Here is a 15,056-nt window from a genome sequence, read left to right as displayed (position 1 = left end):
GGCCGATCACGCCCACTCCGGGGGCTGTCGCGGCGCCGGGCGGGGGGCGGCCGCCGGGGGCGCCGGAGACGAGCGGCCAGTCGCCGTCCTGGGGCCAGAAGTGATGGCGGGCGCGGTGCACGGGCGCGGTGAGCGTGTTCAGCGCGTCGAAGAGCGCGGGGTCGGCGAGCGTGGCCGTCGCCCGGTGCGGCACCGGCATGATCCACGCGGCCCGCCGCGCGTCCCCGGAGACGGTGAGCCGCATCACGATCTGCTCCTGGCGACCGTCCCAGCGCACCACGGACGCCTCACGCCCCACGGCGACCTGCCGCGATCCGCTCGGCACCAGGGCGCCGCAGCCGCATGCCCAGGCCGGGGACACCAGCGATCCGAGCTGGAGGGCGAACAGCGCCAGGACGACGGCCGTCACGCGCGCGCGTGCCCGCCCCCGCAGCGCCCTCCGCATGGATCTCCGTATGGATCTCCGCGTCGGCCCCCGCAACGAAACGATCAGTAAACCGATCATGTCCACAAGCTATCGGGCCCTCGGGCCGGTCGGAAGCGGGCGCTTATTTGCTGTGCCCAGGCAACCCGGGGCGGACTATCGTCGTCCGGACAAAAGGGGGGCGGCCGTCAGGTGAAGAGGGGGTTGCCTGCGTCTCTCCCGCAGGGGGTGCGAACCTCATAGGGTTCCCAGAGGGAACAACCGCGCGCGTGACGCGTGGGACGAGCGGGGCGGAGGCCTACGAGGCGTGGCGAACGTGGAGCACAGCGGGAGACCGGCGGGAGCCGCGGGAGCATTCGGGTCGAGTGCCGCCCAGACGGCCAGGGCACGGCTGCGCGTGGCGCGCCTGGGGCTGTGGCTGGTCGCCGCGGTCCTCGCCGTACGGCAGGTGGCCGTGGTCCTCAGCACCCCGCAGGGGGAACGGCTGACCGACCTGGAGACCTGGGTCGGACCGAACGGCGTGCTGCACGTGAAGGGCTCGCTGTACGACTCGACGCAGTTCACCGGCACCCCCTTCGGCGGGCTCGTCCTCAAACCGCTCACCCGGGCGGCCGAACAGGCCCTCGGCTGGGGCTGGACCTTCGGCACGCTGCTGCTGGTCGTCGCGCTCGGCCTGGTCGTCTCCCGCGCCCTGCCCAAGCCCGTCACCCGCCGTGCCTCGCTGCTCGCGGCGCCCGTCGCGATCAGCCTGCTCATGCTGTCGCTGCCGGTGCGCAACACGCTCTGGCTCGGCCAGACCAGCGTCATCCCGGTCCTGCTCGTGCTGCTCGGCTGCTTCACCGTGCGCGGCGAGCGGGCCGGCGGCGTGCTGATCGGCCTCGCCGCCGCGCTCCAGCCGACGGTGCTGCTGTTCGCGCCGCTGCTGTGGTTCACCGCCCGGCGCCGGGCCGCCGTCACCTCCGCGCTGACGTTCGCCGCGAGCGTGGCGATCGCGTGGGCGGCGATGCCGCACGACTCGTACACCTACTGGGTGCACCACATGGCCGGCGCCGGTCTCGGCGGCGCGGCGGACGGCCTCGGCAACCAGTCGCTGCACGGCGCGCTGCTGCGCCTCGGCCTCACCGGCCCGCTGGAGATCGGCCTGTTCCTGGCCCTCGGCGCGGCCGTCACGTACCTGGGCCTGCGCCGGGCCGTGCGGTACGCGCGTGACGGGCAGCTGCTGCTCGCGGTCGCGATCACGGGCTGCGCGGCGATCGCCGTGTCGCCGACGACCTGGCAGCACCAGCTGCTGTGGGTGCTGCTCGCGGTGGTCGGCCGGGTCGGCAAGCGGGCCTCGGACCGCTTCGTGTGGCCGATCGCGGTGATCCTCGTGGTCACGCTGCCCGCGAAGATGATGCTGCCGAACATGGCGGCCCTCTACTCGCTGCGTGACAACGTCGTCCTGCTCATGGCGCTCGCCGCCGCGACCGCGATCCCGTTCCTGTCCCGCACCTCCGAGTACTACCGCCGCCCGATCCCCACGGAGTACGCCGAGCCGGTTCCGACCCGCTGGAAGCACGTCCCGCTGCTTCCCTTCCTGCGCCGCGTCCTGACCCGCCCGAACCTCCTCCTCGAACTCCTCCTGATCCGCGTCACCTACGCCGCCTACCAGCAGGTCCGCCTCGCGGCGACCGGCGGCACGAACGCGGGCGGCCGGGCCACGGCGGAACACCACGGCCACGAGATCCTCTCGATCGAGCGCTTCCTGCACATCGACATCGAGCACGCGATCAACCACTGGGTCGTGAAGGTCGACTTCCTCAAGGACTTCTTCAACTTCTACTACGAGTCCTTCCACTTCGTGGTCCCCCTGACGGTCATGGCCGTCCTCTACTGGCGCCGCCCGGTCGACTACCGCTGGGCCCGCTCGGCGCTGGGCTTCGCCACCCTGCTCGCCCTGGTCGGCTTCTGGCTCTACCCGCTGGCCCCGCCCCGCCTGCTCCCCGGCCTCGGCATCATCGACACGGTCCACGGCGTCCAGGACTTCTCCAAGCCGGACTACGGCACCCTCACCGCCCTCACCAACCAGTACGCGGCGATGCCGTCCCTGCACTTCGGCTGGTCCCTGTGGTGCGGCGTCGTCATCTTCGCCCTCGCCCCCAAGTGGTGGATGAAGGCCCTGGGCCTCCTGCACCCCTTCTTCACCGTCTCCGCGATCGTCGCGACCGGCAACCACTGGGTCCTGGACGCGGCGGGCGGCGCGGCGGTCGTCGCCGCGGGCTTCGGCCTGGCGTACGTCTTCCAGGGGCCGAGGGCACGCTCGCTACGACCTCAACCGGCGGAGATCAGCACGGAGTTGGAGCCGGCGACGGGCGACCGTATTCGGAGCTGATGCGGTACTCGCCCGCCGCGGGCACCGTCAGCCGGGTGAAGTCGCCGTCCTTGGCGAGGCAGGCCCCGTCGGCACGCAGCCAGGGCGAGTACGCGACGCGGACGGTCACCGGCCCCGGCCGGGAGACCCGGACGACGAGATCGGCACTGGTCGTCCGCACGACCTTCCCCGGCTCCGACACCAAGGGGACGGCGTCCCGCACCTGGTACACCCGCCAGTGGGCGTCGCGCCACACCGGCTCCAGCCAGGCGGGGCGCCGGTAACGGACCAGAGTCGCCTCGTCCTTCGCGTAGCCGTCCGGGGTGGCCTCGGCCAGGACGACGAAACCGACGGCCCAGTGGTCGAGCCACGCCCGATAGGTGGCCGCGGAGAAGGTCCCGTCGTAGAAGAGCCGGGCGCGTTCCATGTCCAGCTGGCGATTCCAGCCCCGGGCGAGATTGATGTGCGGGGCGAGTTCGGAGGCCTCACGGTGATCCCGGGCCGGGACGGCCTCGACCCGGGTACGGCCGGAGCCGAGCCCTTCCAGTTCGCGCACGACGGGCTGCGTGTCACTGGCCCAGGCCGGCACGACGGTGGAGACCTGGAGGTCGTCGACGGTCTTCTTCCCGACCCAGGAGACGGAGAAGATGAGGGCGACGATGAGCAGATTGCGCCCCGAGCGGGAGAGCGCCCCAAAGGGGCGCGGGGAACTGCGCGACCAGCCCCCACCGGCCCGCAGCGAAGAACCGGCCTCTCCAGCGGACCGCACACGCGGCGCAGCCAACAGCACCGCCAGCAAAACCGCCGGCGCGAACAACTCCGCGAACCGCTCCACATTCGTACCCACCGGCGACGGCACGAGATACGTCACCACAGTCCCGGCCGCATACACTGCCCCGCTCCACCGAGCGACCCGCCAAGCCCGCGGAGCGAGCGCAGCCACCGCAAGGCCCAGCAGAACCGGCGGCCAGATACGACTCGGCGGCATCAACTGCTCACCGGTGAACGGAAAGAAGACGGTCGTCACGCCGACGACAAGCGCGGGCGGCACCATCAACCCGCCCGCCCGCCACCAGTCCCGCACAACAAGAAACGCGGCCCCTACGACGGCCAGGAACAGCCCCGCGACAGGGCTGGCCATGGTGGCGAGGGCGGCGTAGACCGCCGTAAGGAGGAGCCGCCGCTCCCGCGTGAGCTGCACGCACGCGGCCAACGCGAGGGCGATACCGAGGGCGAAGGTCGTACGGCCCGAGGCGACGTTGCACCACAGGGCGAGCGAGCAGAGCAGGGCAGGGCCGAGAGGCCGACGGATACCGGTACGGGTGACGAGGACCGCCGCCAGCCAGGACGCCGCGAGCCCCGAGAGAACGGTCACCGTGCGGACGCCCACCGCGGCCATCAAGTACGGGGAGATCAGGCTGTAGTTGGCGGTGTGCATCCCGCCGTACCAGAACAGGTTGTACGCCGATCTCCCGTGCTGCGACGCGAAGTCGGCCCACGCGTCCTGCGCGGCGAGATCGCCTCCGCCGGTGGCGAGGAACGCCCACCAGATCGCATACAGAGGGAGCGTGGGGAGGGTCGCGAGGAGGGGTATGCGGTGGCGGGCGCGGAAGTTGCGGAGGAGTTGGTTCCGCTGCGGGGCCGTGTTCGCCGGCCGGACCAGGGTGTGGTGTTCGGCGGGGAGCATGTGAACGGAGACGCGAAACGTGCGGGAAACGTTCATCGGGGGCGGCGGGAGTCACCGGGACGAGCGACTCCGGACCTGTACTGATGGACGAGGTCTCGCCCGTGTCCTCGGTATTCAGCTTGGCGCCGGCTTACCGTCCCCGCATAAGATCGCAGCCTTGACCAGGGTGAACACACCTGATTCCGGGGGGAATTGTGGGGATTCTGATGCGTGACTCCGTGCCGCGCAGAGCTACGGGCGTGGCGTTCGCCGCCGTACTGCTCAGTGGGGGAGCGGTCGGCTGCGGGGATGACTCCGCGAAGGAGGACTCGGCCGAGCTGACGCCCTCGGCGGCCGTGGCGAAGGTCGCGGGGAACTCCGAGGACATCACCTCGCTCCACTACCGGGTCACCGGGACCGTGCCCGAGCGGGGGCGTCTGACGGCCGAGGCGTCCATGAAGGCGAAACCGGTGGCCATGACCATGGTGATGACCCTGGCCGGTGCGCGTACGAAGGGCGGGCTGGATATCCGGTTCGTCGACGAGGCGATCTACCTCGGCGGCAGCGGCCTCGACCCGGCGACGTCGGGCGGCAAGAGCTGGCTGAGGGCCGCGCCGGCGGTGTGGGGGCGAGGCGCGTCGAACAACAACTCCTATGGCGTGCTGCCCCGTTCGATGGAGGTGAGCCCGGTCGTGCAGTCCACGTTCCTGGCCGGTTCCAAGGACGTGCGCAGGATCGGCACGGAGACCGTCGACGGCACCAAGGCCCTGCACTACCGGGGAACGGTCACCAGCAGCGACCTGCGCGCGGCCCAGAGCGCCGCCAAGGACAAGGCGACCCGGGACCTCCGCATGGAGCGGGTCGACCAGTTCGTGAACCAGGGTGTCGACGGCGCCCTGACCATGGACCTGTGGGTCGACGGCGACGACCACGCCAAGCGGTTCCGCGTGCGGGGCAAGACATTCGGCACGCGGAACGACCCTGACGGCGGGACGCTCGACCTGACCGTCACCTTCCTCGACATCAACCCGTCCGTGACCGTCAAGACCCCGCCGACCGAGGACACGACCGACCTCGCGGCCGACTCGCAGGAAGGCTGATCAGTCATGTCGTACGCGGTCATGACGCTCGCGGGCGCCGACTCGCCGGGTGAGCACCTCCAGTTGGCGGCCTTCACGGCGGTGGCCGCGGCCTTCTTCCTCTGGGTGGGCCTGAAGCAACGCCGCACCGGCCGCCACGCGTTCATGCCGAGCAGGACGATCAGGGTGGGCGACACCCTGATCCCGCCGCGACCGCCGACCCGCGTTCAGCGAGGCGCCGGATGCGGCTACATCGTCGTCGGCGGCATCTTCGTCCTGCCCGCGCTGGTCAACACCGGCATGGCGATCTCCGAACTCCTCAGCTGACCACCCGAGTTCACGAACACTCGAACCACACCGTCTTCCCGCCCCCGGCCGCCCGGGTCACCCCCCACTTGTCCGTCACCGCGTCCAGGATCACGAGCCCGCGCCCGTTCTCCGACTCGGCGTCGAAGTCGGTGTGCAGGTCCGGGAGTTGGGAGGAGCTGTCGCTCACCTCGACCCGTACGCCGGCCGTCTGGCACAGCAACAGCAGTCCGCAGCGCCGGTCCGGAACATGCCGTACGACATTGGCGACCAGCTCCGTCATGGCGAGTTCGACGGTGTCGGACAGCTCCGGCATGCCCCACTCCAGGAGGAACGAGCGGACGATACGGCGGATGTGCCGGGCCGAGTGTTCACCCACGGTGAGCTGCATGACGTACTGCCGGCGGTAGGGAACGGCCAGCATGGCGGGGGGAATTGGTTCGTTCACGCTACGAGACTGACGCCCCGTCGCTACCCTCGGCAATGGCATGAATACAACGCGTTTACACGTGGGCATTGTCGGGAGACAGGGGGCTTCGCATGCACATCGCCACGCTTGATCCAGGGGCTTCGGCGCTGGACTACTACGGCTATGAACTCCGCCGCTACCGAGAGGCGGCCAGCCTCACCCAACGCCAACTCGGCGTCATCATCAACTACACCGGGTCACTGATCGGCCAGATCGAGACGGCCAAGAAGCTCCCCACGCTGGCGTTCAGCAGGGCGGTCGACGCTGCCCTCAACACCGGTGGGCTGCTGACCCGGCTGCTCGATCTCGTGCTGCGCAGTCAACTCCCCGCCTGGTTCCAGCAGGTGGCCGAGATGGAGGCGCGGGCGACTGAGATCTGCACCTTCCAGACCCAGATGGTGCATGGCCTCTTCCAGACCGAGGCCTACGCCAGCGCCACGCTCGCCACGATGGACGAGACCGACCTGGAAGACCGCACCGCCGTACGACTGGCGCGTCAGCGCATCCTGAAGAAGGAATATCCACCGGTCGCGTGGATGATCCTCAGCGAGTCTGCGCTGTACCAGGAGATCGGCGGCCCAAAGGTCATGCGCGGCCAACTGGCCCACCTGTTGTCATTCGAGAACAATCCTCGGATCAACATCCAGATCCTGCCGTTCTCGGCGGGGGCGCACGCAGGGCTCACGGGCTCGTTTACCCTCTTTCGCTTCGACAACGATCCGACCATCAGCTACACCGAGGGCTACGGCAGCGGGCATCCGACCGCCAACCCGGACACCGTCAAGGACTGCTCTCTCCGTTACGATCACCTGCAAGCCGCCGCCCTCTCCATCCGAGATTCGGCGGAGCTTATCCGGCGCGTGATGGAGGAACGTTATGGGGAACAACGCGATGCCGACGGAGACTCAGTGGCGGAAGTCCAGCTACAGCAGTGACCAGGGCGGCGAGTGCATAGAGATCGCCGAAACCTCCTGCACCACCACCCCGCACACCCCCACCCTCACCCTCGCCATCCGCGACTCCAAGACCCCGGCGGGACCGATCCTCACCCTCGGCCCCGCCGCGTTCACGACCTTCGTCAACTGGTCCGCTACGACGGCTGGTTGACCTCGAAGTAGTAGTCGTTGTCGAGGTCGGCGAGCAGGCCGATCCGGGTCGGGGTCCAGCCGAACCGCTCCCGGGTGACCGTGCTCGTGCCCACCAGGTCGGACGAGTAGAAGTGGCCCAGCCAGCCGAAGTGGGCCCCGGCCTCCTCTACCGGCACGCTCTTCACCGGTAGGTCCAGCCGCTTGCCGATGACCTCGGCGATCTCCCGTACGGGGACGCCCTCGTCGTCGACCGCGTGCAGGACCGTGCCTGCCGGGGCGTTCTCCAGGGCCAGCCGGAACAGCTGCGCGGCGTCGTCGCGGTGGACGGCGGCCCAGGCGTTCGTGCCGTCGCCGGGGTAAGCGGAGACGCCCTTCGCGCGGGCGATGTCGATGACGCCGGGGACGAAGGCGTGATCGCCCTCGCCGTGCACCTGCGGCAGCCGGACGACCGACGAACGGACGCCCCGTGCCGCCGCCGTCAGGGCCGTGACCTCGGCCGGGAGGCGGAGCAGGTCGGGGCGGGCGGCGGGGTCGGGTACGTCGTCCTCGGTCCGGCCGTGGCTCATCACGGAGCTGATGACGAGGGGGCGGTCAGAGCCCGCGAGGGTCTCGGTGAGGGCCTTCACCGCGCCCAGGTCGATCGCCACGCAGGCGGCGTAGTTCGAGAAGTCGTGGATGAAACCGGTGTGGATCACACCGTCGGACGCCGACGCGCCCGCGCGGAGGGCGTCGAGGTCCTCCAGCGAACCCCGGTGCACCTCCGCCCCGGTCGCCGCGAGCCGTTCGGCCGACGCGTCGGAACGCGCCAGGCCCAGCACTTGGTGGCCGTTGTCGAGCAGTTCGCGGACGACCGCACTGCCCACGAATCCGGTCGCTCCGGTGACGAAAACACGCATGACGAGATCACCCAGATCAGAGTCGGGTCGGAAAATTCGGTGTGCCTTCAGCCTGCGCCCGCCGCACCCCGCCCGTCCAAGACCGACTCCGGAAGACGTGATTCATTTCCGGTATCAGCGCAGCTCGCACGGGTGTCCCGTCGTACAGTCGAGATATGAGTGACCTGGACCTGCGCCTCGTCCGCTACTTCACCGTCGTCGCCGAGGAACTGCACTTCGGGCGGGCGGCGGCCGTCCTCCATCTCGCGCAGCCGTCCCTCAGTCGTCATGTCCGGCGCTTGGAGGGCGAGTTGGGCGTCCGGCTGTTCGACCGGACCGCGCAGGGCACCCAACTCACCGAAGCGGGGCGGGCGTTCCTGCCCCGGGCCCAGGCGCTGTTGCGGTCGGCGGCGGAGGCGGCGGCCGTGGCGCGGGAGGTCGCGCAGCCCAGCCGGGTCGTCGTCGGGTTCATGACCGGGCTCATCATCACCCCGGCGGTGCGTGCCCTGCGCGCGCGGCATCCGGAGGCCGACGTGCACAGCCGCTTTCTCGGCTGGGGCGAGCTGCCGTCGGCCCTGCTGGAGCATCGGATCGATGTGGTGGTGGGCCGATTCCCGTTCGCCACCGAGGGGTTGACCGTGACGGTCCTCTTCGAGGAGCCCAGGGTGCTGCTGATGCCGGTCGGCCACCGGCTGGCCGGCAAGGAGTACGTCACCCTCGACGACATCGCCGACGAGCCCGTACCCCGTTTCCCCGACGAGGAGTTCAACGCGCTCTGGCGCGTCGACCCCCGTCCGGACGGCCGGCCCGCGCCGGACGGTCCGTTCGTCAGGGAGCTGGAGGACAAGCTCGAAGTCATCGCGGCGGGCGAGGCGGTGGCGCTCGTCCCGGCGGGCGCCGTCAACAAGGGCCTGCGGCTCGACCTGACCACGGTCCCGATCGAGGGCGCGCCCCCCGTCCCGGTCGTCCTGGCCACCCGCGCAGGCGAGGAACACCGCCCCCTGCTCGCGGCCTTCCGCGCCTGCGCCGAGGATCACCTGACCCCCGCCAACTGGTCGGCTACAGCCGCTGAATGATCGTGCCAGTCGCCAGTGCCCCGCCCGCGCACATCGTGATCAGCGCGAACTCCTTGTCGGAGCGCTCCAGTTCATGCAGGGCCGTGGTGATCAGCCGGGCGCCCGTCGCCCCCACCGGATGGCCGAGGGCGATCCCACCGCCGTTCACGTTGACCTTCTCCAGGTCCTGCTCGAAGACCTGCGCCCAGCTCAACACCACTGACGCGAACGCCTCGTTGATCTCGACGATGTCGATGTCCTTGAGCGTCATGCCCGCCTTGCCGAGCACGGCCCGCGTCGCGTCGATCGGCCCGTCGAGGTGGAAGTGCGGGTCCGATCCAACCAGCGCCTGAGCCACTATCCGCGCCCGGGGCCGCAGCTTCAGCGCCCGCGCCATCCGCTTCGACGCCCACATGATCGCGGACGCTCCGTCGCTGATCTGCGAGGAATTGCCCGCCGTGTGCACGGCAGTCGGCATCACCGGCTTCAGCCTCGCCAGCGCCTCCATCGACGTGTCGCGCAGGCCCTCGTCGCGGTCGACGAGCCGCCACATGCCGAGCCCGGCGCGCTGTTCGTCCTCCGTCGTCGGTACCTGGACGGCGAACGTCTCCTTCTTGAAGCGTTCCTCGGACCAGGCGATCGCCGCCCGTTCCTGCGAGATGAGGCCGAGCGAGTCGACGTTCTCGCGGGTCAACCGCCGGTTGCGGGCGATGCGTTCGGCGGCCTCGAACTGGTTGGGGAGGTCCACGTTCCACTCGTCCGGGAACGGTTTCCCGGGTCCGTGCTTCGACCCCGACCCGAGCGGCACCCGTGACATCGCCTCGACGCCACAGCTGATCCCGACGTCGATGACGCCCGCCGCGATCATGTTGGCGGTCATGTGCGAGGCCTGCTGCGAGGAGCCGCACTGACAGTCGACCGTGGTCGCCGCTGTCTCATACGGCAGGCCCATGGCGAGCCAGGCGTTGCGCGCGGGGTTCATGGACTGTTCGCCGGCGTGGGTCACCGTGCCGCCGACGACCTGCTCGACGCAGTCGGCGTGAATGCCGGTGCGGCCGAGGAGTTCACGGTAGGTCTCGCCCAGGAGATAGGCGGGATGGAGGTTGGCGAGCGCTCCGCCGCGCTTACCGATGGGGGTGCGTACGGCTTCCACGATGACGGGTTCCGCGACCATGGGACACGTCCTCTCCTCGTACACCGCGCGGCGCGGGCGTCCCGGCCACCCGCCACGCAAACTAGTACGCGTTCTAGTTCTGTGTGCAGTCTGCTGACAGGCCGTCCACAACCGCAAGGGTCGTGCAGGGAATTCGGGTCGCCGTGCCTCTTGCGACTTGTAGAACCCGTTATTACCTTCACGGGCGTCCCACGTTCCTGATGGACCGTCAGAATCCATCGGAAGCCATCGGTACTCAGCCGGAGTCACTCATGCCCTGTCCAGCTCTCCCCGACGGGTTCGACTTCACCGACCCGGACCTGCTCCACCACCGCGTCCCGCTACCGGAGTTCGCCGAACTGCGCGCGGCCGAGCCGGTGCGCTGGATACCGCAGCCCCTCAACATCGCGGGGTTCCAGGACGAGGGCTACTGGGCCGTGACCCGGCACGCCGACGTCCGGTACGTCTCCACGCACCCCGAGATCTTCTCGTCGACCCTCAATACGGCGATCATCCGCTTCGGCGAGCACATGGACCGCGCCTCGATCGACGCCCAGCGGCTGATCCTGCTCAACATGGACCCGCCCGAGCACACCCGCGTCCGCCAGATCGTCCAACGCGGCTTCACCCCACGGGCGATCCGCGCGCTGGAGGACCGCCTGCGCGACCGGGCCCACTCGATCGTGGCGGGCGCCCGCGCCCACTCCGGCCCCTTCGACTTCGTCACCGAGGTCGCCTGCGAACTGCCCCTCCAGGCCATCGCCGAACTCATCGGCATCCCGCAGGACGACCGCGTCAAGATCTTCGAGTGGTCCAACAAGATGATCGCGTACGACGATCCCGAGTACGCCATCACCGAGCAGGTCGGCGCCGAGTCCGCCGCCGAACTCATCGCCTACGCCATGGGGATGGCGGCCGAACGCAAGCAGTGCCCGGCCCACGACATCGTCAGCACGCTGGTCGCCGCCGAGGACGAAGGCAACCTGAACTCCGACGAGTTCGGCTTCTTCGTGCTGATGCTGTCAGTCGCCGGCAACGAGACGACCCGCAACGCCATCACCCACGGCATGCACGCGTTCCTCACCCACCCCGAGCAGTGGGAGCTGTACAAGCGGGAGCGCCCGGCGACCGCCGCCGAGGAGATCGTCCGCTGGGCCACCCCGGTCAACGCCTTCCAGCGGACGGCGACCCAGGACACGGAGCTGGGCGGCAAGCCGATCAAGAAGGGTGACCGGGTCGGCATCTTCTACGCCTCCGCCAACCACGACCCCGAGGTCTTCGAGAACCCGGACGTCTTCGATGTGATGCGCGACCCGAACCCGCACCTGGGCTTCGGCGGCGGAGGCCCGCACTACTGCCTCGGCAAGTCCCTCGCGGTCCTCGAAATCGACCTGATCTTCAACGCGATCGCGGACGCGATGCCCAACCTGACGCTGGCGGGCGACCCGCGCCGGCTGCGCTCGGCATGGATCAACGGCGTCAAAGAGCTTCAGGTGACCGCCGGTTGAGGTGACCCCCGGTTGAGGTGATACCCGGTCGACCTCACAGCTCGGGCCGGCGGCATCCCGGCGCCGCCGGCCCGTCCTCTGCTCATGTCCGCAAGGCGACCGCTTACTTCCGTACGGCGAACTTCATGAGCTCCCGCTCGTCCCCCTGCTTGATCTTGCCGGTCTCATTGATGACCTGGAGCTTCCAACTCCCGCCCTCCCGGACCGCCTTGGCGACCGCGCAGCTGTTGTGGTCGCTGAGCAGGTTGGGCCAGATCTCGGCGACCTGCTGGGTGCTGCCGCCCGTGGCGTCGTAGACCTTGAAGGCGATGTTGCGTGCCTTCTGGAAGGAACTGCCCTTCTTGTAGGCGGCGGCGACGAAGACGATCGACGTGATGTTGGTGGGTATCCGCGCGAGGTCGACGGTCACCGTCTCGTCGTCGCCCTCGCCCTTGCCGGTCTGGTTGTCGCCGCTGTGCACCAGCGAGCCGTTGCCCAGCGGGTCCGTGGAGTCGAGCCCCGCGAGCCGTACCGGGTCCTGGCCCTGCATCGCGATGGCGATCAGGTCGAGGTCCGTACCGGCCTTCTGGCGCAGCTTCCCGATGATGCCGCCGCTGCTGCCGACGGTGGGGTCCCAGGACGCCCCGATCTCCAGATGGGTCACTCCGTCCAGATCCGCCGGACCGTCTTCCTTCGTGAGCGTGATCATGCGTGATCGATCCTCTTGATCGTGGGGCTAAGACGCACGAATTCTGCCTTCTTGACCGGCCTTTGGGCTACTCCCGTCCGGATGCCGTCACCGCGAACACCCCGGAGGCGAGCGCCGCGATCAGCAGCGGGTAGCCGATGCCGTGGTGCAGGGTCAGCCAGCCGCCGAGGCAGGCACCGGCGAGCAGCGCCACGACGGCCGCGCCGCGGCGCAGTGAACCGGGGCCACGGCTGTCGCCAGAGACCGAGTCGGCGATCAGGCCGGTCATGGTCATCGTCACGACCGTGGTGGTCGAGTAGTTGCTGACGCCCAGCTTGCGGACCGTGGCGTTGCGCAGGCCCATCGCGAAGGCGGTGAGGGCGATCAGGAGGTATGTCGTGGCGTGCGCGTCCGGCGGTGCAACGAAGGCGATCACCGCCGAGACGCCCACCAGCAGCGCCTCCGCGCCGAGCGCCACCCGGGCCCAGGTGCGGCGGGAGCCGGTGTCCATGCGGGCCGCGATCCGGCCACCGGCCACCACGCCCACCACGAAGGCGCCGAGGGAGGTGAGGTTGTGCGCCACCGAGAAGCCGGGTGCCCCCACGGCGGCGAAGCCGAGGACGACGACGTTGCCGGTCATGTTCGCGACGAAGACATGGCCGAGGCCCAGATAACTGACGGCGTCGATGAGCCCGCTGACCACGGTCAGCCCCAGCAGCACGGCCACCAGCCGGACTCCGCGCGCCTCATGGTCGTAGGACTGGGGCGGTGTGTTCTGGTCCGTGTTCTGGTCCATGAACGCAATGTAGCGGCGGCCCCCGGTGTGCCGGGGACCGCCGCTGTGTGGTGCGTGTGTGGAGCCGGTGATCAGTACCAGCCGTTGGACTGCCAGAAGCTCCAGGCGGCCGCGGGGCTGCCGTAGCGGGAGTTCATGTAGTCCAGGCCCCACTTGATCTGGGTGGCGGCGTTGGTCTTCCAGTCGGAGCCGGCCGAGGCCATCTTCGAGCCCGGGAGGGCCTGGACCAGGCCGTAGGCGCCGGAGGAGGAGTTCGTGGCGGTGACGTTCCAGCCGCTCTCGTGCTCGACGATCTTGCTGAACGCGTTGTACTGCGCGGCGCTCGGGATCATCTTGTGCGCGATCGACTGAGCGGAGGAGGCGGAGGTCGTCGCGGCCTGGGCGGGAGCCGAGGTCAGCACGAGACCGGTGGTGGCGGCGGCCAGAGCGGCGGCGGTCAGGGCCTTCTTCGGGGAGGCGATGCGAGCGACGATGCGGGAGACGGACACGGAGAACCTGTTTCTTCGGGGACAGAGGCGTCGTACGCCTGCCGGTGTCACCGCGCTGCGCGGCGGGGCAATGCGTCGGCGCCGAGGCCCGTGAGGGCTCGTCGGCGCCGTGCGACTGCTCCAGAGAAACACTCTCGATCCGTGTCCGCAAAGACCCCTTTTACTAGTTGTGGTCGCATGTGGGTGAAAGATGAACTGTGTGACGTGGCTCTCAAACCCCAGGTCAGAGGGTGTTTGGGTCGCGTACATGACACCCCTAAACACTACTAATCCCAGTAGTTCGTGACATGGGTCATGTGGGCCGCTTCACCACCCCTGTGACGGCCGGTGCGCGCCGCCTCACGCAGGGGGTCCGTCGAACGTGACCGGCGTCTCGAACGCCGCCCTCCGCGTGGCCCGCCGCAGCGCTTTGAGGAGCGCGGGCCCGAGCGTGAGCGTGAGCACGACGGTCACGACGGCCCGCCCCAGATCCCACCCCAGCGAGGTCGCCAGGCAGTAGGCCACGAACCGCGCCAGATTCGCGGGAACGGCGGCCTGCGGATCGAACGCGACGGACGAGGCCAGCGCCCCCATGAACGGCCACCCGGCCAGGTTCATCGCGGTCCCGTACCCGAAGGCGGCGAGGAACCCGTAGGCCGCGAGCACCACGACCTCGCCACGGCCGCGCAGCCGCTCCCGGCCCGGCAGCAGGCCCGCGCCCATCGTGAACCAGCCCATCGCCAGCATCTGGAACGGCAGCCACGGTCCGACCCCGCCGGTGAGCAGCGCCGACGCGAACATCGTGACGTTGCCCAGCACGAACCCGAATCCGGGTCCTAGGACGCGTCCGCTCAGCACCATCAGGAAGAACATCGGCTCGATACCGGCGGTACCGGCACCGATGGGCCGCAGCGCGGCGCCGGTCGCGGCGAGCACGCCGAGCATGGCGACGGCCTTCGGCCCGAGCCCGGACTCCGAGATCGCGGCGGCCGACACGGCGACCAGGAGCACCAGCAGACCCGCGAACAGCCAGGGGGCGTCCTGGGAGTGGGCGGCTACCTGCGAGGTGGGCGGCGCGAGGAAGGGCCAGATGAAGGCGGCGACACCGGTGACGGTGACGAGAGCGAGGGCGGCGGTGGAACGGGGGGTGAGG

At 69.7% G+C, this 15,056-nt stretch carries 16 protein-coding genes; 7 read left to right on the top strand and 9 right to left on the bottom strand.

Features of this window, described 5'->3' with window-relative positions; all coding sequences use genetic code 11:
- The coding region (locus tag AC31A1_RS30575) for a DUF2330 domain-containing protein (protein WP_489656425.1) at window positions 1-445 on the bottom strand (445 nt) is incomplete at its 3' end.
- Window positions 446-731: 286 nt separating this feature from the next.
- Between AC31A1_RS30575 and AC31A1_RS30570 the strand changes: the two genes are divergently transcribed.
- On the top strand, window positions 732-2,795 hold the full coding sequence (locus tag AC31A1_RS30570) for a bifunctional glycosyltransferase 87/phosphatase PAP2 family protein (protein ID WP_489656424.1): 2,064 nt from the start codon (window positions 732-734) through the stop codon (window positions 2,793-2,795).
- On the opposite strand, the gene AC31A1_RS30565 is transcribed toward AC31A1_RS30570, so the two are convergent.
- Window positions 2,749-4,461 carry a DUF8823 domain-containing protein gene (locus AC31A1_RS30565; protein WP_489656423.1) on the bottom strand — a complete coding sequence of 571 codons (1,713 nt, stop codon included), beginning with the start codon at window positions 4,459-4,461 and terminating at the stop codon, window positions 2,749-2,751. The genes AC31A1_RS30570 and AC31A1_RS30565 overlap by 47 nt on opposite strands.
- 206 nt (window positions 4,462-4,667) lie before the next feature.
- Here AC31A1_RS30565 and AC31A1_RS30560 point away from each other — a divergent pair, with 206 nt between their 5' ends.
- Window positions 4,668-5,540, top strand: coding sequence for an SCO4651 family lipoprotein (locus AC31A1_RS30560; protein ID WP_489656422.1), 873 nt, complete (start codon window positions 4,668-4,670; stop codon window positions 5,538-5,540).
- 6 nt (window positions 5,541-5,546) lie between these two features.
- Window positions 5,547-5,846 (top strand): hypothetical protein, encoded by a 300-nt coding sequence (locus AC31A1_RS30555; RefSeq protein WP_489656421.1) that lies wholly within the window; start codon window positions 5,547-5,549, stop codon window positions 5,844-5,846.
- Window positions 5,847-5,856: 10 nt separating this feature from the next.
- Here the strand turns inward: AC31A1_RS30555 and AC31A1_RS30550 are convergent, their stop codons facing one another.
- Entirely contained in the window at window positions 5,857-6,273 is a 417-nt protein-coding gene (locus AC31A1_RS30550; RefSeq protein WP_489656420.1) for an ATP-binding protein, read from the bottom strand.
- A 92-nt stretch (window positions 6,274-6,365) separates the two neighbouring features.
- Between AC31A1_RS30550 and AC31A1_RS30545 the strand changes: the two genes are divergently transcribed.
- Complete coding sequence (locus AC31A1_RS30545) at window positions 6,366-7,229, top strand: helix-turn-helix domain-containing protein (RefSeq protein WP_393757059.1); 864 nt, start codon at window positions 6,366-6,368, stop codon at window positions 7,227-7,229.
- A complete protein-coding gene (locus AC31A1_RS30540; protein WP_489656419.1) occupies window positions 7,186-7,401 on the top strand; it encodes a DUF397 domain-containing protein in 216 nt (71 codons plus the stop codon). Before AC31A1_RS30545 ends, AC31A1_RS30540 begins: the two co-directional genes overlap by 44 nt.
- On the opposite strand, the gene AC31A1_RS30535 is transcribed toward AC31A1_RS30540, so the two are convergent.
- Window positions 7,385-8,278: an SDR family oxidoreductase gene (locus AC31A1_RS30535; RefSeq protein WP_489656418.1), complete on the bottom strand. Its 894-nt coding sequence runs from the start codon at window positions 8,276-8,278 to the stop codon at window positions 7,385-7,387. The genes AC31A1_RS30540 and AC31A1_RS30535 overlap by 17 nt on opposite strands.
- A gap of 155 nt (window positions 8,279-8,433) precedes the next feature.
- On the opposite strand from AC31A1_RS30535, the gene AC31A1_RS30530 reads away from it, so the two are divergent.
- Window positions 8,434-9,333 carry a LysR family transcriptional regulator gene (locus AC31A1_RS30530; RefSeq protein ID WP_489656417.1) on the top strand — a complete coding sequence of 300 codons (900 nt, stop codon included), beginning with the start codon at window positions 8,434-8,436 and terminating at the stop codon, window positions 9,331-9,333.
- On the opposite strand, the gene AC31A1_RS30525 is transcribed toward AC31A1_RS30530, so the two are convergent.
- On the bottom strand, window positions 9,317-10,486 hold the full coding sequence (locus AC31A1_RS30525; RefSeq protein WP_489656416.1) for a steroid 3-ketoacyl-CoA thiolase: 1,170 nt from the start codon (window positions 10,484-10,486) through the stop codon (window positions 9,317-9,319). The two genes, AC31A1_RS30530 and AC31A1_RS30525, sit on opposite strands and share 17 nt — an antisense overlap.
- A 251-nt stretch (window positions 10,487-10,737) precedes the next feature.
- Between AC31A1_RS30525 and AC31A1_RS30520 the strand changes: the two genes are divergently transcribed.
- Window positions 10,738-11,973 (top strand): cytochrome P450, encoded by a 1,236-nt coding sequence (locus AC31A1_RS30520; RefSeq protein WP_489656415.1) that lies wholly within the window; start codon window positions 10,738-10,740, stop codon window positions 11,971-11,973.
- Between the two features lie 103 nt (window positions 11,974-12,076).
- Here the strand turns inward: AC31A1_RS30520 and AC31A1_RS30515 are convergent, their stop codons facing one another.
- The 4 genes from AC31A1_RS30515 to AC31A1_RS30500 form a co-directional block, all read right to left on the bottom strand.
- Entirely contained in the window at window positions 12,077-12,661 is a 585-nt protein-coding gene (locus tag AC31A1_RS30515; protein WP_489656414.1) for a TerD family protein, read from the bottom strand.
- Window positions 12,662-12,728: 67 nt separating this feature from the next.
- Window positions 12,729-13,436, bottom strand: a complete 708-nt coding sequence (locus tag AC31A1_RS30510) for a YoaK family protein (protein ID WP_489656413.1) — start codon at window positions 13,434-13,436, stop codon at window positions 12,729-12,731.
- 71 nt (window positions 13,437-13,507) lie between these two features.
- Window positions 13,508-13,924 (bottom strand): aggregation-promoting factor C-terminal-like domain-containing protein, encoded by a 417-nt coding sequence (locus tag AC31A1_RS30505; protein WP_393757043.1) that lies wholly within the window; start codon window positions 13,922-13,924, stop codon window positions 13,508-13,510.
- Between the two features lie 339 nt (window positions 13,925-14,263).
- A partial coding sequence (locus AC31A1_RS30500) for an ECF transporter S component (protein ID WP_489656412.1) occupies window positions 14,264-15,056 on the bottom strand: 793 nt, incomplete at its 5' end.

This window comes from Streptomyces sp. P5F9 (assembly GCF_057961495.1).
Note: the sequence above shows the minus strand (reverse complement) of the source record. Positions and strands in the feature narration are given on the sequence as shown.